The sequence below is a fragment of the Vibrio sp. VB16 genome, assembly GCF_015594925.2.
Lineage (GTDB): Bacteria > Pseudomonadota > Gammaproteobacteria > Enterobacterales > Vibrionaceae > Vibrio.
In genome coordinates this window covers 3293832-3318619 of record NZ_CP087590.1, presented here as the reverse complement: position 1 = coordinate 3318619, position 24788 = coordinate 3293832, and the positions used below count along the sequence as shown (strand labels likewise).

Annotated in this window: 7 protein-coding genes, 6 tRNA genes, 5 rRNA genes and 1 riboswitch; of the genes, 14 read left to right on the top strand and 4 right to left on the bottom strand. The window is 44.5% G+C overall.

Going from position 1 to position 24788, the window contains the following annotated elements:
- Nucleotides 1-7: 7 nt before the first annotated feature.
- The 12 genes from IUZ65_RS15095 (at nucleotide 8) to metA (ending at nucleotide 11452) form a co-directional block, all read left to right on the top strand.
- Nucleotides 8-83, top strand: a tRNA-Glu gene (locus IUZ65_RS15095).
- 2 nt (nucleotides 84-85) lie between these two features.
- A tRNA-Lys gene (locus IUZ65_RS15090) sits at nucleotides 86-161 on the top strand.
- A 32-nt stretch (nucleotides 162-193) separates the two neighbouring features.
- A tRNA-Ala gene (locus IUZ65_RS15085) sits at nucleotides 194-269 on the top strand.
- 52 nt (nucleotides 270-321) lie between these two features.
- Nucleotides 322-397 (top strand) — tRNA-Val (locus tag IUZ65_RS15080).
- A 372-nt stretch (nucleotides 398-769) separates the two neighbouring features.
- Nucleotides 770-3662: ribosomal RNA gene (locus IUZ65_RS15075) — 23S ribosomal RNA — on the top strand.
- 122 nt (nucleotides 3663-3784) lie between these two features.
- A 5S ribosomal RNA gene (gene rrf / locus IUZ65_RS15070) occupies nucleotides 3785-3900 on the top strand.
- A gap of 514 nt (nucleotides 3901-4414) precedes the next feature.
- Nucleotides 4415-5967 (top strand): 16S ribosomal RNA (locus IUZ65_RS15065).
- A gap of 87 nt (nucleotides 5968-6054) precedes the next feature.
- Nucleotides 6055-6130 (top strand) — tRNA-Ala (locus tag IUZ65_RS15060).
- Between the two features lie 379 nt (nucleotides 6131-6509).
- A 23S ribosomal RNA gene (locus IUZ65_RS15055) occupies nucleotides 6510-9402 on the top strand.
- 122 nt (nucleotides 9403-9524) lie between these two features.
- Nucleotides 9525-9640: ribosomal RNA gene (gene rrf / locus IUZ65_RS15050) — 5S ribosomal RNA — on the top strand.
- The 16S, 23S and 5S rRNA genes sit together here with 6 tRNA genes alongside, the layout of an rRNA operon.
- 92 nt (nucleotides 9641-9732) lie before the next feature.
- Nucleotides 9733-9809, top strand: a tRNA-Asp gene (locus IUZ65_RS15045).
- Between the two features lie 698 nt (nucleotides 9810-10507).
- The gene (metA, locus tag IUZ65_RS15040) at nucleotides 10508-11452 is read left to right on the top strand and encodes a homoserine O-acetyltransferase MetA (protein ID WP_195704490.1); all 945 of its coding nucleotides are present in this window, start codon (nucleotides 10508-10510) and stop codon (nucleotides 11450-11452) included.
- Between the two features lie 171 nt (nucleotides 11453-11623).
- Here metA and IUZ65_RS15035 read toward each other — a convergent pair whose 3' ends face one another.
- A complete protein-coding gene (locus IUZ65_RS15035) occupies nucleotides 11624-12949 on the bottom strand; it encodes a cation:proton antiporter (RefSeq protein ID WP_195704489.1) in 1326 nt (441 codons plus the stop codon).
- Nucleotides 12950-13164: 215 nt separating this feature from the next.
- On the opposite strand from IUZ65_RS15035, the gene metH reads away from it, so the two are divergent.
- Nucleotides 13165-16821, top strand: a complete 3657-nt coding sequence (metH, locus tag IUZ65_RS15030) for a methionine synthase (RefSeq protein ID WP_195705135.1) — start codon at nucleotides 13165-13167, stop codon at nucleotides 16819-16821.
- 115 nt (nucleotides 16822-16936) lie between these two features.
- Here metH and lysC read toward each other — a convergent pair whose 3' ends face one another.
- Nucleotides 16937-18295: a lysine-sensitive aspartokinase 3 gene (gene lysC / locus IUZ65_RS15025; protein WP_195704488.1), complete on the bottom strand. Its 1359-nt coding sequence runs from the start codon at nucleotides 18293-18295 to the stop codon at nucleotides 16937-16939.
- A gap of 100 nt (nucleotides 18296-18395) precedes the next feature.
- Nucleotides 18396-18573, bottom strand: a riboswitch (Lysine riboswitch).
- Nucleotides 18574-18793: 220 nt separating this feature from the next.
- On the opposite strand from lysC, the gene IUZ65_RS15020 reads away from it, so the two are divergent.
- Entirely contained in the window at nucleotides 18794-19915 is a 1122-nt protein-coding gene (locus tag IUZ65_RS15020; RefSeq protein ID WP_195704487.1) for a pyridoxal-phosphate-dependent aminotransferase family protein, read from the top strand.
- 28 nt (nucleotides 19916-19943) lie between these two features.
- Here the strand turns inward: IUZ65_RS15020 and IUZ65_RS15015 are convergent, their stop codons facing one another.
- Nucleotides 19944-21776, bottom strand: coding sequence for a PglL family O-oligosaccharyltransferase (locus tag IUZ65_RS15015; protein WP_195704486.1), 1833 nt, complete (start codon nucleotides 21774-21776; stop codon nucleotides 19944-19946).
- Nucleotides 21777-21900: 124 nt separating this feature from the next.
- Nucleotides 21901-24735, bottom strand: a complete 2835-nt coding sequence (gene uvrA / locus IUZ65_RS15010; protein WP_195704485.1) for an excinuclease ABC subunit UvrA — start codon at nucleotides 24733-24735, stop codon at nucleotides 21901-21903.
- Nucleotides 24736-24788: the final 53 nt, after the last annotated feature.

The window sequence follows — 24788 nt, the reverse complement described above, 5'->3', positions numbered from 1 at the left end:
TGCCTGTGTCCCGTTCGTCTAGAGGCCTAGGACACCGCCCTTTCACGGCGGTAACAGGGGTTCGACTCCCCTACGGGATACCATTGGGTCGTTAGCTCAGCTGGTAGAGCAGTTGACTTTTAATCAATTGGTCGCAGGTTCGAATCCTGCACGACCCACCATTCTTTTCCATGAAAGAATTAAAACTCAAGATGGGGTTATAGCTCAGCTGGGAGAGCGCCTGCCTTGCACGCAGGAGGTCTGCGGTTCGATCCCGCATAGCTCCACCATTCTTGAAAAGAAACACACAGTTTTGTTTTATATTATAAAACAGAAAGCTGTGGGCGATTAGCTCAGTTGGGAGAGCACCTCCCTTACAAGGAGGGGGTCACTGGTTCGAGCCCAGTATCGCCCACCATCTTTAAATATATTCTTTGAGTGTATTTAAAAATGGTTTTGGCTTATTTTTATAAGTATGAAATCTTTGCTCTTTAACAATTTGGAAAGCTGACTGATAAATAATTGATTATTATTTATCAAAATAAAAGTTCTCAAATCCTAAGTCTTTTAGATTTAGGTACTTGTTGTCACTTCGGTGATAACAAACCAACACACATTCAAGTGTTCTTGGAAACAGCTAACTTCGGTTAACTGTTTAATATTTGAGTCCGGCAAAATCGAAAATGTTGTCTCGCTCATTCAAATAATGAGGCAACGATAGAAACCTTGGTTACTAATACAATAACAATTCGTTGTTATTTCGCGTAAGCGAAACCCTTTGGGGTTGTATGGTTAAGTGACTAAGCGTACACGGTGGATGCCTTGGCAGTCAGAGGCGATGAAGGACGTATTAACTTGCGATAAGCGTAGATAAGGCAGTAAAAGCCACTTGAGTCTACGATTTCCGAATGGGGAAACCCACTAGCATAAGCTAGTATTATTAACTGAATACATAGGTTAATAAGGCAAACCCGGGGAACTGAAACATCTAAGTACCCGGAGGAGTAGAAATCAACCGAGATTCCGAAAGTAGCGGCGAGCGAAATTGGATTAGCCCTTAAGCTTTTAATGATGCAGGTGAAGATTCTGGAAAGTATCGCGATACAAGGTGATAGCCCTGTAACCGACACGTCATTTTAAGTGAAAACGAGTAAGGCGGGACACGTGATATCCTGTTTGAATATGGGGGGACCATCCTCCAAGGCTAAATACTACTGACTGACCGATAGTGAACCAGTACCGTGAGGGAAAGGCGAAAAGAACCCCTGTGAGGGGAGTGAAATAGAACCTGAAACCGTGTACGTACAAGCAGTAGGAGCAGGCATTGCGTCCTGTGACTGCGTACCTTTTGTATAATGGGTCAGCGACTTATATTTAGTAGCAAGGTTAACCGTATAGGGGAGCCGTAGGGAAACCGAGTCTTAACTGGGCGTCGAGTTGCTAGGTATAGACCCGAAACCAGGTGATCTAGCCATGGGCAGGTTGAAGGTTGAGTAACATCAACTGGAGGACCGAACCGACTAATGTTGAAAAATTAGCGGATGACTTGTGGCTAGGGGTGAAAGGCCAATCAAACCTGGAGATAGCTGGTTCTCCCCGAAAGCTATTTAGGTAGCGCCTCGGACGAATACTACTGGGGGTAGAGCACTGTTAAGGCTAGGGGGTCATCCCGACTTACCAACCCTTTGCAAACTCCGAATACCAGTAAGTAATATCCGGGAGACACACGGCGGGTGCTAACGTCCGTCGTGGAGAGGGAAACAACCCAGACCGCCAGCTAAGGTCCCAAAGTATAGCTAAGTGGGAAACGATGTGGGAAGGCTCAGACAGCCAGGATGTTGGCTTAGAAGCAGCCATCATTTAAAGAAAGCGTAATAGCTCACTGGTCGAGTCGGCCTGCGCGGAAGATGTAACGGGGCTAAGCTATACACCGAAGCTGCGGCAACATAATTTATTATGTTGGGTAGGGGAGCGTTCTGTAAGCCGTTGAAGGTGGACTGTAAGGTCTGCTGGAGGTATCAGAAGTGCGAATGCTGACATGAGTAACGATAATGGGAGTGAAAAACTCCCACGCCGGAAGACCAAGGGTTCCTGTCCAACGTTAATCGGGGCAGGGTAAGTCGACCCCTAAGGCGAGGCCGAAAGGCGTAGTCGATGGGAAACGGGTTAATATTCCCGTACTTCTTATAATTGCGATGGGGGGACGGAGAAGGCTAGGTGAGCCTGGCGATGGTAGTCCAGGTTCAAGGGTGTAGGCTAATTTCTTAGGTAAATCCGGGAAATTGTTAGGCTGAGACCCGATGTCGAGTCACTACGGTGATGAAGTCATTGATGCCATGCTTCCAGGAAAAGCCTCTAAGCTTCAGATTATAAGAAATCGTACCCCAAACCGACACAGGTGGTCGGGTAGAGAATACCAAGGCGCTTGAGAGAACTCGGGTGAAGGAACTAGGCAAAATGGTACCGTAACTTCGGGAGAAGGTACGCTCTTGACGGTGAAATCCCTTGCGGATGGAGCTATCGGGAGTCGCAGATACCAGGTGGCTGCAACTGTTTATTAAAAACACAGCACTGTGCAAAATCGTAAGATGACGTATACGGTGTGACGCCTGCCCGGTGCCGGAAGGTTAATTGATGGGGTTAGTCTTCGGACGAAGCTCTTGATCGAAGCCCCGGTAAACGGCGGCCGTAACTATAACGGTCCTAAGGTAGCGAAATTCCTTGTCGGGTAAGTTCCGACCTGCACGAATGGCGTAATGATGGCCACGCTGTCTCCACCCGAGACTCAGTGAAATTGAAATCGCTGTGAAGATGCAGTGTACCCGCGGCTAGACGGAAAGACCCCGTGAACCTTTACTACAGCTTGGCACTGAACATTGACCCTACATGTGTAGGATAGGTGGGAGACTTTGAAACTTCGTCGCTAGATGGAGTGGAGTCGACCTTGAAATACCACCCTTGTATGCTTGATGTTCTAACGTAGGCCCCTTATCGGGGTTGCGGACAGTGCCTGGTGGGTAGTTTGACTGGGGCGGTCTCCTCCCAAAGAGTAACGGAGGAGCACGAAGGTGGGCTAAACACGGTTGGACATCGTGTGGTTAGTGCAATGGCATAAGCCCGCTTGACTGCGAGAATGACAATTCGAGCAGGTGCGAAAGCAGGTCATAGTGATCCGGTGGTTCTGAATGGAAGGGCCATCGCTCAACGGATAAAAGGTACTCCGGGGATAACAGGCTGATACCGCCCAAGAGTTCATATCGACGGCGGTGTTTGGCACCTCGATGTCGGCTCATCACATCCTGGGGCTGAAGTCGGTCCCAAGGGTATGGCTGTTCGCCATTTAAAGTGGTACGCGAGCTGGGTTTAGAACGTCGTGAGACAGTTCGGTCCCTATCTGCCGTGGGCGTTGGAAGATTGAAAGGGGCTGCTCCTAGTACGAGAGGACCGGAGTGGACGAACCACTGGTGTTCGGGTTGTCATGCCAATGGCATTGCCCGGTAGCTAAGTTCGGAATCGATAAGCGCTGAAAGCATCTAAGCGCGAAGCGAGCCTTGAGATGAGTCTTCCCTGGCACTTTACGTGTCCTAAAGGGTTGTTCGAGACTAGAACGTTGATAGGCAGGGTGTGTAAGCGTTGTGAGGCGTTGAGCTAACCTGTACTAATTGCCCGTGAGGCTTAACCATACAACACCCAAGGGGTTTTGTGGACTCAATGTAAGAACATTGAATGTGTGTGAACTTTTATTTAGGTCAGTAATCCAGATTATTAAAGTTTTCTAAGTTATTAGGAAGCTTTACCAAATTTGCTTGGCGACCATAGCGTTGTGGACCCACCTGATTCCATGCCGAACTCAGAAGTGAAACGCAATAGCGCCGATGGTAGTGTGGGGTCTCCCCATGTGAGAGTAGGACATCGCCAGGCTTTAATATCGTTTTATCTTTTTTAGGAAAGATAAGGCAAGACTAGATAAAGCGCACAAGTAAGACTTTATGTAGGATGACTATGATTGCCCGTATTACATACGGGCATTTATTTCGCTCAAAGTTGAGTGAAGTCAAGATACCGTTTTTAATGAATAGATTGAAAATTGTATCTTGACTTTACAGTCAGGACGCGTAGAATACGCATCCCTAACTGATTGAAACTGATAAAGATTCAATGGTTAGAACGCTCTTTAACAATTTAAACCTATATCAATCTGTGTGGGCACTCGTTGATGACAATCGAAGATGATTCTCTGCCTTAGGGCACGAAATCAACAACGGTTTCAATGAACTGAGTGACCTAATTTGATGCTTTCGGGTATCGAACACAGTTATTTAAATATCACTCTGTTGGAGTGATAGAACTTTAAAGAACACTTTACTATTTAACCTTCGGTTATCTAAAGTAAAAGGCAATTTAAAGTCAGTATTCATTGAGCCAAAAAGAACTTAAATTGAAGAGTTTGATCATGGCTCAGATTGAACGCTGGCGGCAGGCTTAACACATGCAAGTCGAGCGGAAACGATGTTAACAATCCTTCGGGAGCGTTAATAGGCGTCGAGCGGCGGACGGGTGAGTAATGCTTAGGAATTTGCCCAGTTGAGGGGGATAACTATTGGAAACGATAGCTAATACCGCATACGCCCTACGGGGGAAAGGAGGGGACCTTCGGGCCTTCCGCGATTGGATAAGCCTAAGTGAGATTAGCTAGTTGGTGGGGTAATGGCTCACCAAGGCGACGATCTCTAGCTGGTCTGAGAGGATGATCAGCCACACTGGAACTGAGACACGGTCCAGACTCCTACGGGAGGCAGCAGTGGGGAATATTGCACAATGGGCGAAAGCCTGATGCAGCCATGCCGCGTGTATGAAGAAGGCCTTCGGGTTGTAAAGTACTTTCAGTAGTGAGGAAGGCAGTAAGTTTAATACGCTTATTGTTTGACGTTAGCTACAGAAGAAGCACCGGCTAACTCCGTGCCAGCAGCCGCGGTAATACGGAGGGTGCGAGCGTTAATCGGAATTACTGGGCGTAAAGCGCATGCAGGTGGTTTGTTAAGTCAGATGTGAAAGCCCGGGGCTCAACCCCGGAAGGTCATTTGAAACTGGCAAACTAGAGTACTGTAGAGGGGGGTAGAATTTCAGGTGTAGCGGTGAAATGCGTAGAGATCTGAAGGAATACCAGTGGCGAAGGCGGCCCCCTGGACAGATACTGACACTCAGATGCGAAAGCGTGGGGAGCAAACAGGATTAGATACCCTGGTAGTCCACGCCGTAAACGATGTCTACTTGAAGGTTGTGGCCTTGAGCCGTGGCTTTCGGAGCTAACGCGTTAAGTAGACCGCCTGGGGAGTACGGTCGCAAGATTAAAACTCAAATGAATTGACGGGGGCCCGCACAAGCGGTGGAGCATGTGGTTTAATTCGATGCAACGCGAAGAACCTTACCTACTCTTGACATCCAGAGAAGCCAGTGGAGACACAGGTGTGCCTTCGGGAGCTCTGAGACAGGTGCTGCATGGCTGTCGTCAGCTCGTGTTGTGAAATGTTGGGTTAAGTCCCGCAACGAGCGCAACCCTTATCCTTAATTGCCAGCGAGTTATGTCGGGAACTTTGGGGAGACTGCCGGTGATAAACCGGAGGAAGGTGGGGACGACGTCAAGTCATCATGGCCCTTACGAGTAGGGCTACACACGTGCTACAATGGCGCATACAGAGGGCAGCCAACTAGCAATAGTGAGCGAATCCCAAAAAGTGCGTCGTAGTCCGGATTGGAGTCTGCAACTCGACTCCATGAAGTCGGAATCGCTAGTAATCGTAGATCAGAATGCTACGGTGAATACGTTCCCGGGCCTTGTACACACCGCCCGTCACACCATGGGAGTGGGCTGCAAAAGAAGTAGGTAGTTTAACCTTCGGGGGGACGCTTACCACTTTGTGGTTCATGACTGGGGTGAAGTCGTAACAAGGTAGCCCTAGGGGAACCTGGGGCTGGATCACCTCCTTAAACGATGATTGCTCATGATGAGTGTCCACACAGATTGACATAGGTTTAGAAGTTAAAAGAGAAAGGAATTGTACTTCCTAGTAAATTGGGGCTATAGCTCAGCTGGGAGAGCGCTTCGCTGGCAGCGAAGAGGTCTGCGGTTCGATCCCGCATAGCTCCACCATTTTTAAGTGTTTTTGTCTCAACTGAGATAAGAGTGTTTAAAAATGGTTTTTTTCTTTAAGTAGAATGAAATCTCGCTCTTTAACAATTTGGAAAGCTGACTGATAAATAATTGATTATTATTTATCAAAATAAAAGTTCTCAAATCCTAAGTCTTTTAGATTTAGGTACTTGTTGTCACTTCGGTGATAACAAACCAACACACATTCAAGTGTTCTTGGAAACAGCTAACTTCGGTTAACTGTTTAATATTTGAGTCCGGCAAAATCGAAAATGTTGTCTCGCTCATTCAAATAATGAGGCAACGATAGAAACCTTGGTTACTAATACAATAACAATTCGTTGTTATTTCGCGTAAGCGAAACCCTTTGGGGTTGTATGGTTAAGTGACTAAGCGTACACGGTGGATGCCTTGGCAGTCAGAGGCGATGAAGGACGTATTAACTTGCGATAAGCGTAGATAAGGCAGTAAAAGCCACTTGAGTCTACGATTTCCGAATGGGGAAACCCACTAGCATAAGCTAGTATTATTAACTGAATACATAGGTTAATAAGGCAAACCCGGGGAACTGAAACATCTAAGTACCCGGAGGAGTAGAAATCAACCGAGATTCCGAAAGTAGCGGCGAGCGAAATTGGATTAGCCCTTAAGCTTTTAATGATGCAGGTGAAGATTCTGGAAAGTATCGCGATACAAGGTGATAGCCCTGTAACCGACACGTCATTTTAAGTGAAAACGAGTAAGGCGGGACACGTGATATCCTGTTTGAATATGGGGGGACCATCCTCCAAGGCTAAATACTACTGACTGACCGATAGTGAACCAGTACCGTGAGGGAAAGGCGAAAAGAACCCCTGTGAGGGGAGTGAAATAGAACCTGAAACCGTGTACGTACAAGCAGTAGGAGCAGGCATTGCGTCCTGTGACTGCGTACCTTTTGTATAATGGGTCAGCGACTTATATTTAGTAGCAAGGTTAACCGTATAGGGGAGCCGTAGGGAAACCGAGTCTTAACTGGGCGTCGAGTTGCTAGGTATAGACCCGAAACCAGGTGATCTAGCCATGGGCAGGTTGAAGGTTGAGTAACATCAACTGGAGGACCGAACCGACTAATGTTGAAAAATTAGCGGATGACTTGTGGCTAGGGGTGAAAGGCCAATCAAACCTGGAGATAGCTGGTTCTCCCCGAAAGCTATTTAGGTAGCGCCTCGGACGAATACTACTGGGGGTAGAGCACTGTTAAGGCTAGGGGGTCATCCCGACTTACCAACCCTTTGCAAACTCCGAATACCAGTAAGTAATATCCGGGAGACACACGGCGGGTGCTAACGTCCGTCGTGGAGAGGGAAACAACCCAGACCGCCAGCTAAGGTCCCAAAGTATAGCTAAGTGGGAAACGATGTGGGAAGGCTCAGACAGCCAGGATGTTGGCTTAGAAGCAGCCATCATTTAAAGAAAGCGTAATAGCTCACTGGTCGAGTCGGCCTGCGCGGAAGATGTAACGGGGCTAAGCTATACACCGAAGCTGCGGCAACATAATTTATTATGTTGGGTAGGGGAGCGTTCTGTAAGCCGTTGAAGGTGGACTGTAAGGTCTGCTGGAGGTATCAGAAGTGCGAATGCTGACATGAGTAACGATAATGGGAGTGAAAAACTCCCACGCCGGAAGACCAAGGGTTCCTGTCCAACGTTAATCGGGGCAGGGTAAGTCGACCCCTAAGGCGAGGCCGAAAGGCGTAGTCGATGGGAAACGGGTTAATATTCCCGTACTTCTTATAATTGCGATGGGGGGACGGAGAAGGCTAGGTGAGCCTGGCGATGGTAGTCCAGGTTCAAGGGTGTAGGCTAATTTCTTAGGTAAATCCGGGAAATTGTTAGGCTGAGACCCGATGTCGAGTCACTACGGTGATGAAGTCATTGATGCCATGCTTCCAGGAAAAGCCTCTAAGCTTCAGATTATAAGAAATCGTACCCCAAACCGACACAGGTGGTCGGGTAGAGAATACCAAGGCGCTTGAGAGAACTCGGGTGAAGGAACTAGGCAAAATGGTACCGTAACTTCGGGAGAAGGTACGCTCTTGACGGTGAAATCCCTTGCGGATGGAGCTATCGGGAGTCGCAGATACCAGGTGGCTGCAACTGTTTATTAAAAACACAGCACTGTGCAAAATCGTAAGATGACGTATACGGTGTGACGCCTGCCCGGTGCCGGAAGGTTAATTGATGGGGTTAGTCTTCGGACGAAGCTCTTGATCGAAGCCCCGGTAAACGGCGGCCGTAACTATAACGGTCCTAAGGTAGCGAAATTCCTTGTCGGGTAAGTTCCGACCTGCACGAATGGCGTAATGATGGCCACGCTGTCTCCACCCGAGACTCAGTGAAATTGAAATCGCTGTGAAGATGCAGTGTACCCGCGGCTAGACGGAAAGACCCCGTGAACCTTTACTACAGCTTGGCACTGAACATTGACCCTACATGTGTAGGATAGGTGGGAGACTTTGAAACTTCGTCGCTAGATGGAGTGGAGTCGACCTTGAAATACCACCCTTGTATGCTTGATGTTCTAACGTAGGCCCCTTATCGGGGTTGCGGACAGTGCCTGGTGGGTAGTTTGACTGGGGCGGTCTCCTCCCAAAGAGTAACGGAGGAGCACGAAGGTGGGCTAAACACGGTTGGACATCGTGTGGTTAGTGCAATGGCATAAGCCCGCTTGACTGCGAGAATGACAATTCGAGCAGGTGCGAAAGCAGGTCATAGTGATCCGGTGGTTCTGAATGGAAGGGCCATCGCTCAACGGATAAAAGGTACTCCGGGGATAACAGGCTGATACCGCCCAAGAGTTCATATCGACGGCGGTGTTTGGCACCTCGATGTCGGCTCATCACATCCTGGGGCTGAAGTCGGTCCCAAGGGTATGGCTGTTCGCCATTTAAAGTGGTACGCGAGCTGGGTTTAGAACGTCGTGAGACAGTTCGGTCCCTATCTGCCGTGGGCGTTGGAAGATTGAAAGGGGCTGCTCCTAGTACGAGAGGACCGGAGTGGACGAACCACTGGTGTTCGGGTTGTCATGCCAATGGCATTGCCCGGTAGCTAAGTTCGGAATCGATAAGCGCTGAAAGCATCTAAGCGCGAAGCGAGCCTTGAGATGAGTCTTCCCTGGCACTTTACGTGTCCTAAAGGGTTGTTCGAGACTAGAACGTTGATAGGCAGGGTGTGTAAGCGTTGTGAGGCGTTGAGCTAACCTGTACTAATTGCCCGTGAGGCTTAACCATACAACACCCAAGGGGTTTTGTGGACTCAATGTAAGAACATTGAATGTGTGTGAACTTTTATTTAGGTCAGTAATCCAGATTATTAAAGTTTTCTAAGTTATTAGGAAGCTTTACCAAATTTGCTTGGCGACCATAGCGTTGTGGACCCACCTGATTCCATGCCGAACTCAGAAGTGAAACGCAATAGCGCCGATGGTAGTGTGGGGTCTCCCCATGTGAGAGTAGGACATCGCCAGGCTTTAATATCGTTTTATCTTTTTTAGGAAAGATAAGGCAAAAACAATCAAAGCTAAGTTTTATAAGACTTCGATTGTCGTAAGAATACCATGTGGAGTGGTAGTTCAGTTGGTTAGAATACCGGCCTGTCACGCCGGGGGTCGCGGGTTCGAGTCCCGTCCACTCCGCCAGTTCTTACAAGAAAGTTCAGAAGCCTCAGCAGAAATGCTGAGGCTTTTTTGCGTTTATAGAAGAAAGGAATACCCTTTGGTGTGGCCGCTCAGTTGGTTGCTTTTTGTTAGGGGAAGCCGGCCTGTCACGCCAGGGGGCGCGTGGTTGTAAACGGAAAGGGAGTCCCGTCCACTCCGCCAGTTCTTACAAAAAAAGTTCAGAAGCCTCAGCAGAAATGCTGAGGCTTTTTTGCGTTTATAGAAGAAAGGAATACCCTGTGGTGTGGCCGCTCAGTTGGTTGCTTTTTGTTAGGGGAAGCCGGCCTGTCACGCCAGGGGGTGCGTGGTTGTAAACGGAAAGGGAGTCCCGTCCACTCCGCCAGTTCTTACACAAAAAGTTCAGAAGCCTCAGCAGAAATGCTGAGGCTTTTTTGCGCTTTAAGCTCAATAGGGATAAGGAAAGTTACCTGAACGACAATATGGTTGCCATGGAGCTGACATCAATGGCCAGAAAGGCCCATTGCTAAGCGTATAGCGATGTCTTGAGTGGTCGGTAGAATTGGTTACAAATTAGTAGTACGTCATTAGAGCAATTTGTGGATTGAACGCTCAGTTGAGTAACTTGTAGTATGACTGACAAAAATAATTCTTTCTCGACAAATTTTACATTTTGAATTAGGCTAGCTATATAGACGTCTAGATAGCTTAAGGAAAGAGCCTTGCCGATACGGATCCCAGATAAACTGCCAGCATCAGATGTATTAAAGAAAGAAAATATCTTCGTAATGCCAATGTCTCGCGCCTCAACGCAAGAGATCAGGCCGTTAAAAGTACTTATTCTTAATTTAATGCCAAAAAAAATAGAGACAGAAACACAATTTTTAAGGCTTCTTTCGAATAGCCCATTACAGATAGATGTTGAATTGCTGCGTATTGATGACCGGCCGAGTAAAAATACACCTACAGAACATCTGGATGATTTTTATCGCCAGTTCAATACTGTGAAAGAAAAGAACTATGATGGTCTGATCATAACGGGAGCTCCTCTGGGTCTAGTCCAGTTTGAAGATGTTATTTATTGGGATCATCTAGAAACGATCATGCAATGGGCGCGTAAGCACGTTACATCGACTCTTTTTGTTTGTTGGGCAGCCCAAGCAGGGTTGAAGTTACTTTATGAATTGCCTAAGAAAACGCGCAAGGAAAAACTTTCTGGTGTGTATTTTCATAAGATACAACAGAAGTATCACCCACTTTTAAGAGGCTTCGATGATAGCTTCCTGGCACCACATTCACGTTATGCAGATTTCTCCGCTGAGTACTTAGAGGAACATACTGATCTAGACATACTAGCTGTTTCGGACCTTGCAGGGGTTTACTTAGCGGCGACAAAAGATAAACGTAATGTTTTCGTAACGGGTCACCCAGAGTACGAGTCCCACACATTACATAATGAATATGTCCGTGATTTAGGTGAAGGAATGGAACCGACTGTCCCCCTTAATTACTATCCGAAAGATAATCCGGACAATGATCCTATAGCGAGTTGGCGTAGCCACGGGCACCTATTGTTTTCGAATTGGTTAAACTACTGTGTTTATCAGCAAACACCGTATGATTTGGAGCATTTCTCTGAGGAAAATTTCACGAAGGACGACGAGTAATAGTGGTCTTAATTCATAGTGACCATGTATGGTTATTGAATTTAATTATCCTCTAAGTATGGATATTTGACGTTAAACATATTCTCGTATTAAGGGGAATGATGAAAAATTATGGGTAGTGTTTTATAAGTAATAAACGCTACCCATTATCATCAAATCAATCGCAACAAGTTATTGTTTTTCTTCTGAAGACAACGATTCGGTTTCCGGTTCAACAGATTCTTTTTTTTCCCAAGCTTTTGCGCGATTAATGAGTGGCGTAATAGTAGAACCCTGGATTAAGATCGAAAATACAACTACCGAATACGTCATTACGAGTAATATTTCTCGAACATCAATGTTTTTCTCAGGAACAACCATTATCCCCGCAGGGATTGCCATGGCCATGGCAAGCGCAAGTCCGCCCCGCAATCCGCCCCATGTAAGAATCCTTACTGACCATGGGTTGTATGCTCTGAATCGATTAAATACTTGGTACGAAAAAAGGACACTGATATAGCGAGCTGCTAATACCAATGGTATTGAGATAAGCATGATAATCCAATCTTCGGAATGAAATTCAAAGGTAAGCATAGACAAGCCGATAAGTAGGAAAAGCAATCCATTGAGGAACTCGTCGATCAGTTCCCAAAAGTGGTCTAGGTGTTGCTCGCTCTCTTTTGAGAACCCTGTGTAACGAGTCCAGTTACCAATCATAATACCAGAAACTACCATCGCTAAAGGGCCAGAAACCTCGATTACTTGAGAGAATACATAACCAGCAGTCGGTATGCCCAAGGTTAAAAGAAGCTCCATCGAATGGTCATCTGTTGAGCTTATAAGATAATGGAATAGCAGTCCTAATGCCGCACCATACACGATTCCCCCAACCGCTTCATGTAAGAATAACAACGATACGGAACCGACAGTAGGTGTCTCGGTGCCAAAGGCGATAGTAAAAAGAGTAACAAAGATGACTAAACCGAAGCCATCATTAAATAGCGACTCGCCTTCGATTTGTGTTGATATACGTTTAGGCGCATCGAGCTTCTTCACGATGGCAAGCACGGCGATGGGGTCAGTAGGGGAGATTAAGGCGCCAAATAAAAGACAGTAGACCAAAGCAAACGGCATGCCTAAGGCCCAGTTTACTATCGCAAATAATACGGCACCGATTAAGAAGGTTGAGACGAGAGTCGCGCCTAAGGCAAGTAGGGTTATCTCCCATTTTTGATCTTTCATATTGGTTAGGTTTATACCTAACCCGCCAGCAAAAAGTAGAAACCCCAACACACCTTTTAAGAGGAAATCTTCAAAATTAATCGAGTCTATTGTATTTGCCGCGACTTCATTTAGTGAAAACCAACCATTTTGGCCTGCTATAATCATAATCATAGAAAGAACGAGAGCACCAGCAGTAATAGCTATGGTGGTTTGAAGCTTACCAACTTTGGAATTGACGAAGGCTATCGCCATTGCGGCGGCGGCCAAAAAACAGAGAGTGTTGTATACGTACATCGAATTTCCCAAAAGTTTTATTCTGTGACACCATTTTCGGTTGAAAAGCGAACTTTATCAATACGAATAATCAAAAATTACCGTACGCACATTGGGCGATAAAAATTCCAATTATAAACCGTCTAGACGTCTAGATTTCTCCCTATTGTGTGATAGGATGGATATAAAGTTAAAAAGGATTGAGGCTTAAAGTGTCTGGAAGTAATGTAAAAGAAATGATAGAGAATCAGCTAAAGAAGCGAATTTTGCTAATCGATGGTGGCATGGGCACCATGATTCAAGGATATAAACTTGAAGAAGAAGATTATCGTGGAGAGCGATTCGCTAGCTGGCACTCAGATCTAAAAGGAAATAACGACCTTCTAGTCTTGAGCCAGCCCGACTTGATTAAAGATATCCATTCCGCTTATTTAGAGGCGGGTGCTGATATTCTAGAAACGAACACGTTTAATGCGACTACTATCGCAATGGCTGACTATGACATGGAAGGCCTGAGTGAAGAGATTAATTATCAGGCCGCACAACTGGCTAGAGTGGTTGCGGATGAGTGGACAACGAAAACACCGAATAAGCCTCGCTTTGTTGCCGGAGTATTAGGGCCGACTAACCGTACGTGTTCAATTTCTCCTGATGTGAATGATCCAGGGTTTCGTAATGTCAGCTTCGATGAACTAGTAGAAGCATACTCAGAATCGACGAAAGCCCTTATACGAGGTGGTTCAGATCTAATACTAATCGAAACTATATTTGATACGCTTAATGCAAAAGCGTGTGCGTTTGCTGTCGATACGGTATTTGAAGAACTGGATATCACGTTACCGGTAATGATCTCCGGAACAATCACTGATGCGTCTGGTCGTACGCTTTCAGGTCAAACGACGGAGGCATTTTATAATGCGCTTCGTCATGTAAATCCGATCTCATTTGGCCTTAATTGTGCTCTAGGGCCCGACGAACTTAGGCAGTATGTCGTAGAGATGTCTAGAATTTCTGAAACCTATGTTTCAGTTCACCCTAATGCAGGATTACCTAATGCGTTTGGTGAATATGATCTTTCGCCAGAGGATATGGCGGAACATATTATTGAGTGGGCTGAAAGCGGCTATGTAAACATGGTTGGAGGCTGTTGTGGGACGACGCCTGAACACATTCGTCAGATGGCATTAGCGGTGGAAGGGGTTAAACCTCGACAATTGCCAGACATCCCCAAGGCCTGTCGTCTTTCTGGCTTAGAGCCAGTAACCATTGACAAAGGCACACTGTTTGTCAATGTGGGAGAACGAACCAATGTGACAGGTTCTGCTCGATTCAAGCGCCTTATCAAAGATGAGCTTTACGATGAAGCCTTAGACGTTGCGCGTCAACAAGTTGAAAGTGGTGCGCAGGTCATCGATATTAATATGGATGAGGGGATGCTTGATTCTGAAGCGTGTATGGTGCGTTTTCTTAATCTTTGCGCGACGGAACCAGAAATATCTAAAGTTCCTATCATGGTGGATTCGTCAAAATGGGAGGTAATAGAGGCCGGTCTGAAGTGTATTCAGGGTAAAGGTATTGTTAACTCAATTTCCCTGAAAGAAGGAAAAGAAAAATTTATCCATCAGGCTAAGCTTATCCGTCGTTACGGAGCGGCTGTTATTGTCATGGCTTTTGACGAAATAGGACAAGCTGATACACGTGAACGCAAGTTACAAATCTGTACTGAGGCATATCATGTTCTCGTTGATGAAGTCGGTTTTCCACCAGAAGACATTATTTTTGACCCAAATATTTTTGCAGTTGCGACAGGTATCGATGAACATAATAATTATGCATTAGACTTTATTAATGCAGTAGCGGATATCAAACGCGATCTTCCATACGCAATGATATCTGGTGGTGTTTCTAACGTATCCTTTTCCTTTAGAGGAAACAATTATGTGCGTGAAGCAATACACGCCGTGTTCCTGTACCACTGTTTTAAAAATGGTATGGATATGGGTATTGTTAATGCTGGGCAATTGGAAATATATGACAACGTACCGGAAAAGCTACGTAATGCAGTTGAAGATGTCATTCTAAATAGAACGGATAAGGGAACAGAAAATCTTCTCGACATTGCCAATGAGTATCGTGGTAATGCCGTGGGTAAAGAAGACGATTCGTCTACTCAAGAATGGCGAAGTTGGCCTGTAGAGAAAAGGTTAGAGCATTCTCTCGTTAAGGGTATTACAGAATTTATCGTCGAAGATACAGAACAGGCAAGAGTAAATGCTTCTAAGCCACTGCACGTCATTGAAGGCCCTTTAATGGATGGCATGAATGTAGTTGGTGATTTGTTTGGTGAAGGGAAAATGTTTTTGCCGCAAGTGGTTAAATCTGCGCGGGTAATGAAGCAAGCTGTCGCTCATTTAGAGCCCTTCATTAATGCCTCGAAAGAAGAGAGTCGCGCAAACGGAAAAATCCTGCTTGCGACAGTTAAAGGTGATGTACACGATATCGGTAAGAATATTGTGGGTGTTGTTTTACAGTGTAATAACTACGAGATAATTGACCTTGGTGTAATGGTTTCTTGCGAAAAAATTCTCAAGGTGGCTAAGGAAGAGAAGGTCGATATTATTGGTTTGTCTGGCTTGATTACTCCCTCGCTAGATGAAATGGTGCATGTAGCCAAAGAGATGGAACGACAGGGATTCGATCTTCCACTTCTAATCGGTGGCGCGACGACATCGAAAGCCCATACTGCTGTCAAGATTGAACAGAATTATAGCCATCCAGTTGTTTACGTAAATAATGCTTCGCGTGCTGTTGGTGTTTGCTCATCATTACTTTCGGATGAATTGCGTCCAGCGTTTGTCGAAAAAGTTGAACAAGACTATGTCAAAGTTCGAGATCAACATAATCGTAAAAAACCTCGTACAAAGCCTGTTTCATTGCAAAGAGCAAGAGACAATAAAGTTGTGATTGACTGGCAGAATTATACCCCTCCAGAACCTGAAAAAATAGGCGTGCACGTTTTTGAAAATTTTGATGTAGCCAGCTTGAGACGTTATATAGATTGGACTCCTTTCTTTATGACATGGACGCTTATGGGTAAGTACCCTAAGATTTTTGAACATGAAGAAGTCGGTGAAGAGGCGAAAAGGTTATTTGATGATGCGAATGAATGGTTGGACAAAATAGAACGCGAAGGCTTACTTAAAGCAAGTGGCATTTGTGCTTTACTTCCTGCCGCAAGTATTGGTGACGATATCGAAGTGTATACGGATGAATCACGTACTCAAGTTGCTAAAGTACTACACAATTTACGTCAGCAGACAGAAAAGCCTAAAGGCTTTAACTATTGTTTGAGTGACTATATTGCCCCCAAATCTAGTGGTAAAAAGGATTGGATTGGAGGGTTTGCGGTTACAGGTGGTATTGGTGAGCGCGAACTGGCCGATAAGTTTAAAGCGGATGGTGATGACTACAATGCAATCATGGTTCAGGCTGTGGCCGATCGATTAGCAGAAGCGTTTGCTGAATGTTTGCATGAAAAAGTGCGTAAAGAGGTTTGGGGTTACTCTCCCGAGGAGACATTATCCAACGAAGATCTTATTAGAGAGAAATACCAAGGTATTAGGCCTGCACCTGGTTACCCAGCTTGTCCTGAGCATACAGAAAAAGGTGCTCTATGGGAGCTTCTTAATGTTGAAGAAGCGATTGGTATGTCTTTGACGTCCAGTTATGCAATGTGGCCTGGAGCTTCAGTTTCTGGTTGGTATTTTTCACACCCTGATTCGCGATTTTTTGCTGTTGCTCAGATACAACAAGATCAGGTTGAAGATTATGCAGAGCGTAAAGGTTGGAATATTCTTGATGCTGAAAAGTGGTTAGGCCCTAACATCGGCTAGTAGTGAAAGCTATTGCTAGGCGAAAATAACCGTCTTTGACGGCATGAAAGAAGATAAATAACGGTGAATAAAAAGGCTTGGCTAAAGATACCAAGCCTTTTTTATTCGAAGTCCATTACTCGCGTAGTTCGAATAATTCTCTATGTAGATCCTGAACGGCTCGACGGGAATCGACTGAGCGTACTAAGAAACACAAATTGTGCGGACTAGCACCATAGCAAATCATACGCAGATTGAAGTCTTCTAGCGTACTGAATACTTTTTTTGCGTAACCTTTACATTCACTCATATTGTTGCCAATAAGTGCGACCAAACAGAGGTTTTGTTCAACTTCTACAGTACAAAGTTCTTCAAGTTCTTTTTGAGCGTCACTAGGTAGTTCTGGCGCGCCACCAGAGGTGTTCGTTTGGTCAAGGGTAAGCGATACACTTACTTCTGACGTAGTGATCAGATCAACGGAAATCTTATACTTCGCTAGAATTTTAAACACGTCGGCTAAAAATCCATACGCTTGAAACATATTCGGACTACGCAGCGTTACCATGGTTTGGTTTCCGCGTAATGCTAACGCTCTAAACAGCGGTGAACTTCTAACTTCTTGTCTGATCCACGTTCCTCCTTTTTCTGGTTCTTTAGACGAGCCTACGAACACGGGAATACCATGGCGTAAAGCGGGAACTAATGTTGATGGGTGTAGTATTTTGGCTCCGAAGTTTGCCATTTCGGAGGCTTCGCTGAAACTAATTTCAGGGATGGGTGCAGCCTTCGCTACTATGCGTGGGTCTGTCGTGTAAATACCAGGAACATCGGTCCATATCTCTAGGCCTGAGGCTTCAACAGATTCCGCGATTAATGCGGCACTATAGTCACTGCCACCACGACCAAATGTCGTCGTATTACCATCTATATCAGCGCCAATAAAGCCTTGTGTAACGACAACATAATCGCGACATAAAGGGATGAGTTTTTTTTGTGCTAAGCTGGCAACCGAATCTAATTCAGGTTCTGCTTTTCCGTAAACGCTGTTGGTTCTCATTATATCGCGAATGTTAAAACGTGCAGCATTTAGACCTCGCTCTCTTAGTATTTGAGTAAGCAAGTGGGTTGACATCCGTTCGCCATAAGCAACCATGTGGTCTGTGAGCTTATCGCTACTTTGGAATGATGCGGCTTCAGCAGCCGATGCCACGCTCTTTAATAAAGAGGCGACGGCTTGTTCTGTTTCTAAAGGGTCGGCGAGTTTGTCAATAATGGCATAATGGATATCTTCAAGTTGTTCAATGACAATACGACGACGTTGTTCGTCTTGAACACCATTTGCCAACTCAACCAACAAATTTGTCACACCAGAGCAAGCACTAATGACGATAAGTTTTGTGTTTGGATTATTCTCGATTATCTCAGCACAACGGCTCATGGCTTCAAAGCTGGCAACGCTTGTGCCACCAAATTTTGCTACATTGAATGCGCTCACGGCATTTCTCCCTGTATGTATTCAAATTAACAGTATTTCTATTTTTGTTATATTGAAGAGAGATTACTAGAGCAGAGGAAAAGCATTAGACATGGATGCGGACCTCAGAAGCTCTTCACCAAACAAGGTTGGTGACAATTGGTAGGATTCAGCCTACTCAACCGATGATCATTCACACTCAATGAAGTGTCATCTCGGCACTGCTCCCCCTGAATGCTTTGTCTCGGAGTTAAGGCTCCACAAAACACCTGCCTGGGCAATGCTCCTCTTCTGCTATAAAGCGAATTATCTAAATCAAGTTCAAAAAATCCAGACCTATTCATTGAACGATGTTGACGTCTAAATGTCAATTGTTAAAACGAATATTTGCCCAGTATTTATACAACTTACAAACGGTTCTTTATCAAGTGGTTTGACCTCTATACTAGAGTCGAATTGTTGGATGATGAATTATGAGTTAGTCTTTAATACCCTACACGTCTTATAAAAGGAATAATTATGACGATACAGAGCTTTATACCTCCTCATAGAACATTAATGGGGCCCGGTCCTTCAGATATTTCACCGCAAGTTTTGCAAGCGTTGAGCCGTCCAACGATAGGGCATCTTGACCCATTATTCATCAATATGATGGATGAACTAAAACAGCTTCTTAAATACGCTTTCCAAACAGAGAACACGTTTACTATTGCGGTATCTGCACCGGGCAGTGCTGGTATGGAAGCTTGTTTTGTCAACCTAGTAGAAGCTGGTGATAAAGTGGTTGTATGCCGAAATGGTGTGTTTGGTGAAAGGATGCGTGAGAATGTCATCCGCTGCGGTGGTGAAGCTGTCGTGGTTGATAATGAATGGGGCGAACCTGTTGATGTTAGAAAAGTAAGAGATGCCCTTGACGCTAACCCTGATGCAAAAATTTTAGCCTTCGTACATGCTGAAACCTCTACAGGCGCTCTCAGTGACGCACAAGCTTTGGCTTCTTTAGCGCAAGAGCGAGGGGTCTTGACCATTGTTGATGCGGTGACTTCGCTTGGAGGCGTGCCGTTGAAAGTAGACGAATGGGGATTAGATGCGGTGTATTCTGGTAGTCAAAAATGTCTGTCCTGTGTGCCTGGTCTATCTCCTTTGACTTTTTCTGCAGCGGCTATTCAGCGCATTCAAAATAGAAAGTCACCTGTGCAGAGTTGGTTTTTAGATCAAAGTTTAGTTTTGGGTTACTGGAGTGGTGAAGGTAAACGTAGTTATCATCACACCGCACCTGTAAATAGCCTTTATGCACTACATGAAGCCTTGTTGTTACTAAAAAATGAAGGATTAGAAAATGCATGGAAACGGCATCAGGCCATGCATGAAAAATTGAAGAATGGTTTAGAGTTAATGGGGATTCAATTTGTAGTAGATGAAGATTATCGACTGCCACAACTCAACGCCGTATATATACCTGAAGGGGTAGACGATGGCGCAGTTAGAGCAACGTTACTGAATGAGTATAACTTAGAAATAGGTGCCGGTTTGGGAGCATTAGCTGGAAAGACATGGCGTATCGGATTGATGGGATATGCCTCGAGAAATGAAAACGTGGCTCTATGTCTAAAAGCATTAGACGAGACTTTACACCAATAAACTCGTAAGTAGGGTGGTTTGTACCACTCTACTTTTTAGTCGTCCCCTCTTTTTTTTCGGTATCAAAGTCAACTGAAATGCTCTCCTCTTCAATCACATTCTTCTCAGTATTTTGGTTGAGTTCTTCACCTACAACAATAGGCTCTATGTCTATAGTCGAAAAATCATGATTTGGAAACAAGAAACTGGCTTCTGAACGTATTTGATTTGCTTTGCTTATTTCACCTAAACCTAAATAGGCCATGATCAGATTGCTGTAATATAGTTCTTGAGGTTTTTGTCTAATAGCTTGTAAAGCCCAGACTATGTATTGTTTGATGGCAAGCGCATCATCAGTTAATAATCCCTGCTTAAGAGAGGCACTGTATAGATTCCACTCGTAGCGCAATTGTTGCGATATGGGATAGGCGGTTTGTGTCAGAATTCTTGAGTCTTTTGGAAAAGAGTGTTCAAACCTAAACAATGTCATGTTTGTTTGTAATGCCATCAGCATATAAGCAGATGTGATCGTTGGAACAACAAAGCTAGTGCTTCTTATCAGAACCTTGGTAACCTTAGAAATAGAGTGGATTTTGTATTTTGAGGTTCTTTGATCGATCCAATATAAAAGTATGATGAAAACCAACCAGTGAATAGCGGAATGATAAAAAGGTGCGCCCATCTGGCTATGCAACACTATAGGTATAAATAGGCTAAATATGGCTAATCGAGTTCCTCTACGTGCAGAGTATATTTTGAACAGCACCATTATCATCGCAAGGAAAATACCCACAATTGGAATCAGCCCTCCTTCTATTCCCCAATAAAGAGTTTCATTTAATGGATGCTCGACAGATGAGTATCCTACCGGGTAATCGGCGTTTAATTGATGTTGTCTCGCAGAATACAAAATATATTCGGGCTCAAATCGTCCATACCCGTATCCAGTAAAAGGTTTTTCTATGAGCATATCTATCGCTTGTGGAAATAACGTAGATCTCTCTATTTGTTGTTTTTGAAAGGACTGCGCGTCAACGCTATTGGCGGAAATAAGTATCAAACCAAACCCTATTCCAGCCACTGATGATGATATCCAACCGCTGAATCTTTGTGGTGTTGAGAATCGATACAAATAGGTTGCAATAATAACAAAACCGAATGCCGTACCTATCCATTCTAATTCGCGTGCAAGAATGATAATTAGAGGCGCAGTGATCAGAGGTACCAAGTAAAGAAACAGTGTTCGGCTTACTTTTTGACCATACTTTCTTTGTTGTCTCGCAAGTAAATACCCAGAGATAACGAGACCAGTAGATATGAAACTAACCATGACACTGGGGTCTTGGAAAATACCGAAAGGCATTTGAGTGAACGTGTTAGAACCAAGCAGTTCCTTAGGTAATAAGTTAAAAAACTGAACATAACCAAGTATCACTTCGATTATGGCGGCGATGACAATAAACCAAAGTAAACGTTGTTTATGGAGATTACTGAGATTAAATTGCTGCAATACGACGAAAAATAGCCATCCCGACCAAAGACTGGCGAGCCGAGGTAGTGTAAGGACCCAGAGATTAGCTATTGGATAAAAAACAGGTAATGTCAGTATGAGACAACAGATCAATAGGACAATAGTTAACTTGGTGTAGCGAATCCGTTTTGTGCTAGCAATATGGTAAAAGCCAATGGCAATGATTAATCCAAGGCAAGCCCAAATAAGGATATTGAATGGGAGAGCTAACCCTATACCATCTGAATTTGGGATATAAATGTGCATGGCGATGATAAAGACAAAGCCAATTGTGAACATAAATGTGCGGTTAAGCGGCGCCTTAGCTTTCTGAGGAGCGAGTCTTGTCCCACTAAGGTGAATGATAGCCATTATTGGATCCCTAAATAAAAAGCGAGCTTCGCTCGCTTTTCTACTGTACCTTTTTTTTTTAAGACTACCTAGAGTCTATTGTTTTTAACGCGGGTGATGTTCAAAATCACATATTTGTTCTGGACTATTTTTTAGATTTTAGCATGGGTTTCAAAAACCGTGCTGTATGAGACCCTTTCACCTTAGCGACTTCTTCTGGTGTACCTTCAGCTATAATTTTACCACCACCATTGCCACCTTCAGGCCCAAGATCAATTACCCAATCAGCCGTTTTGACCACATCTAAATTATGCTCAATAACCACAACGGTATTACCATGATCTCTTAACCTATGCAGTACAGTTAATAGTTGTTGAATATCGTGGAAGTGTAGGCCTGTTGTAGGTTCATCCAAGATGTATAGTGTTTGGCCCGTGTCGCGTTTAGAGAGCTCTTTTGCAAGTTTTACACGTTGTGCTTCGCCACCAGAAAGCGTTGTAGCAGCTTGACCTAGTCGTATATAAGATAATCCCACATCCATCAGTGTTTGTAGTTTTCGTGCAATCACTGGCACTGGGGCAAAATATTCTCTGGCATTCTCTACCGTCATTTGCAGCACTTCATCGATAGATTTCCCCTTGTACCTTACTTCCAAGGTTTCACGGTTGTAGCGTTTGCCTTTGCAAACATCACATGGCACATATATATCAGGTAAGAAGTGCATTTCAACCTTAATAACACCATCACCTTGACAGGCTTCACATCGGCCTCCGCGTACGTTAAAACTGAATCGCCCTGGCTTATAACCTCGCGAACGAGATTCTTGTGTACCAGCGAATAGTTCTCGAATTGGAGTGAAAATCCCAGTGTAAGTGGCTGGGTTTGAGCGAGGTGTTCGGCCTATTGGGCTTTGATCAATATCGATGACTTTATCGAAGTGCTCTAGGCCTTTTATTTTCTTATAAGGGGCTGGCACCGCGGTTGTTGCACCGTTTAGCTGGGTCTGAGCAATTTTGTAGAAGGTGTCATTAATTAGAGTTGATTTTCCTGAACCCGATACACCGGTTATACAAGTAAATAACCCGACCGGTAGAGAAAAGGTTATATCTTTTAGGTTATTTCCCGTTGCACCAATTAACTCGACGGTTTTTTTTGCGTTTCTAGGCGTTCTTTTTTTCGGAATACTGATCTCTTTTACACCGCTTAAGTATTGACCAGTGAGGGATTCAGGGCTATCAAGAATTTGTTGCATTGTTCCTTCTGCGACGACTCTACCACCGTGAATTCCAGCCCCAGGACCGATGTCAATAACATGGTCGGCGGCGCGAATAGCTTCTTCATCATGCTCTACGACGAGTACTGTATTACCTAAATCCCGTAGATGGGTGAGTGTTTTTAGTAAGCGTTCATTATCACGCTGGTGTAAGCCAATTGACGGCTCATCAAGTACATACATGACACCTACTAATCCCGCACCAATTTGGCTTGCGAGCCTAATCCTTTGAGCTTCACCACCGGAAAGCGTTTCAGCGCTTCGTGATAGATTAAGGTAGTTGAGACCCACATTGACCAAAAATTGTAATCGGTCATTAATCTCTTTCATTACTTTTTCAGCTATCTGCGCTTTTTGCCCAGATAAAGAAAGACTTTCAAAAAACGTTATTGCATCACCGATGCTCATTTCAACGATATCGGGTAATGGTGTATCCTCAAGAAAAACATTTCTTGCTTCAGTTCTCAAACGAGTGCCATCACAACTAGTACAAGACTTTGTAGAGATATACTTGGTTAAATCTTCTCGAACGGTATTTGATTCGGTTTCTCGATAACGTCTTTCTAATGTATTAAGTATCCCTTCAAATGGGTGTCGCTTAACGCGGATATCTCCACGATCATTGATATATTTAAATTCGACTTCTGTTTTTCCTGACCCCTTTAAAATAGTATCTTGAATTTTTTTAGATAAAGATTTAAATGGAGAAAATAGGTCAAAGTTGTAATGATCGGCCAAGGATGTCAGCATTTGAAAATAATAATAATTCTTTTGATCCCAGCCTTTAATCGCACCTTCTGCAATGCTTAGATTATCATCTAGGATGACTCGACTTGGGTCAAAGTATTGTTGTACACCTAATCCATCACATGTTGCACAAGCACCCGCCGGATTATTGAACGAGAATAATCTCGGTTCCAGTTCCTGCATGCTGTACCCACAATGTGGGCAGGCAAAGTTTGCAGAAAAAATAATGTCGTTTTTCTTTTGGTCATCCATCCAACATACTGCGGCAATACCGCCAGACAGCTCTAATGAGGTTTCGAATGATTCTGCAAGTCTTTGATGGAGATCATCTCTTACTTTAAATCGATCGACAACAACCTCTATAGTGTGTTTTTTATGGAGTTCTAATGTTGGTGGATCGGTTAGATCACAAGTCTCCCCATCAATGCGCGCGCGAATGAAACCTTGAGCTGCTAGGTTTTCTAGCGTTTTGGTATGCTCACCCTTACGTTCTTTAATAATAGGTGAAAGTAGCATCATTTTAGAACCTTCGGGAAGCTCCAAGACTTTATCAACCATTTGACTAACCGTTTGAGCGGTCAGTGGTGCTTTGTGTATGGGGCAGCGAGGTTCTCCAACGCGTGCGTAGAGTAGTCGGAGGTAATCGTATACTTCAGTAATGGTTCCAACAGTAGAACGAGGGTTATGTGAGGTGGATTTTTGTTCTATAGATATTGCAGGGGAAAGTCCTTCAATATGGTCTACATCTGGCTTTTCCATTAAGGATAGAAATTGTCTGGCATAGGCGGATAATGATTCTACATATCGTCGCTGACCTTCTGCGTAGAGGGTGTCAAATGCTAGTGATGATTTACCCGACCCTGACAAACCCGTAATAACGGTCAGTTTATCGCGGGGAATGGTTAAATTAATATTCTTTAGATTGTGGGTTCTAGCGCCTCGAATTTCTATCGTATCCATTTTTCTGCTCACTTTACTTGCTATCGCTCAAGTATCGCACAGTCAAATTTATC

Excerpts from the sequence above, each read along its gene's own strand:
- IUZ65_RS15035 (WP_195704489.1), bottom strand. The coding sequence starts at position 12,949 with ATGTACGTATACAACACTCTCTGTTTTTTGGCCGCCGCCGCAATGGCG.
- metH (WP_195705135.1), top strand. The coding sequence starts at position 13,165 with ATGATAGAGAATCAGCTAAAGAAGCGAATTTTGCTAATCGATGGTGGC.
- IUZ65_RS15020 (WP_195704487.1), top strand. The coding sequence starts at position 18,794 with ATGACGATACAGAGCTTTATACCTCCTCATAGAACATTAATGGGGCCC.
- IUZ65_RS15015 (WP_195704486.1), bottom strand. The coding sequence starts at position 21,776 with ATGGCTATCATTCACCTTAGTGGGACAAGACTCGCTCCTCAGAAAGCT.
- uvrA (WP_195704485.1), bottom strand. The coding sequence starts at position 24,735 with ATGGATACGATAGAAATTCGAGGCGCTAGAACCCACAATCTAAAGAAT.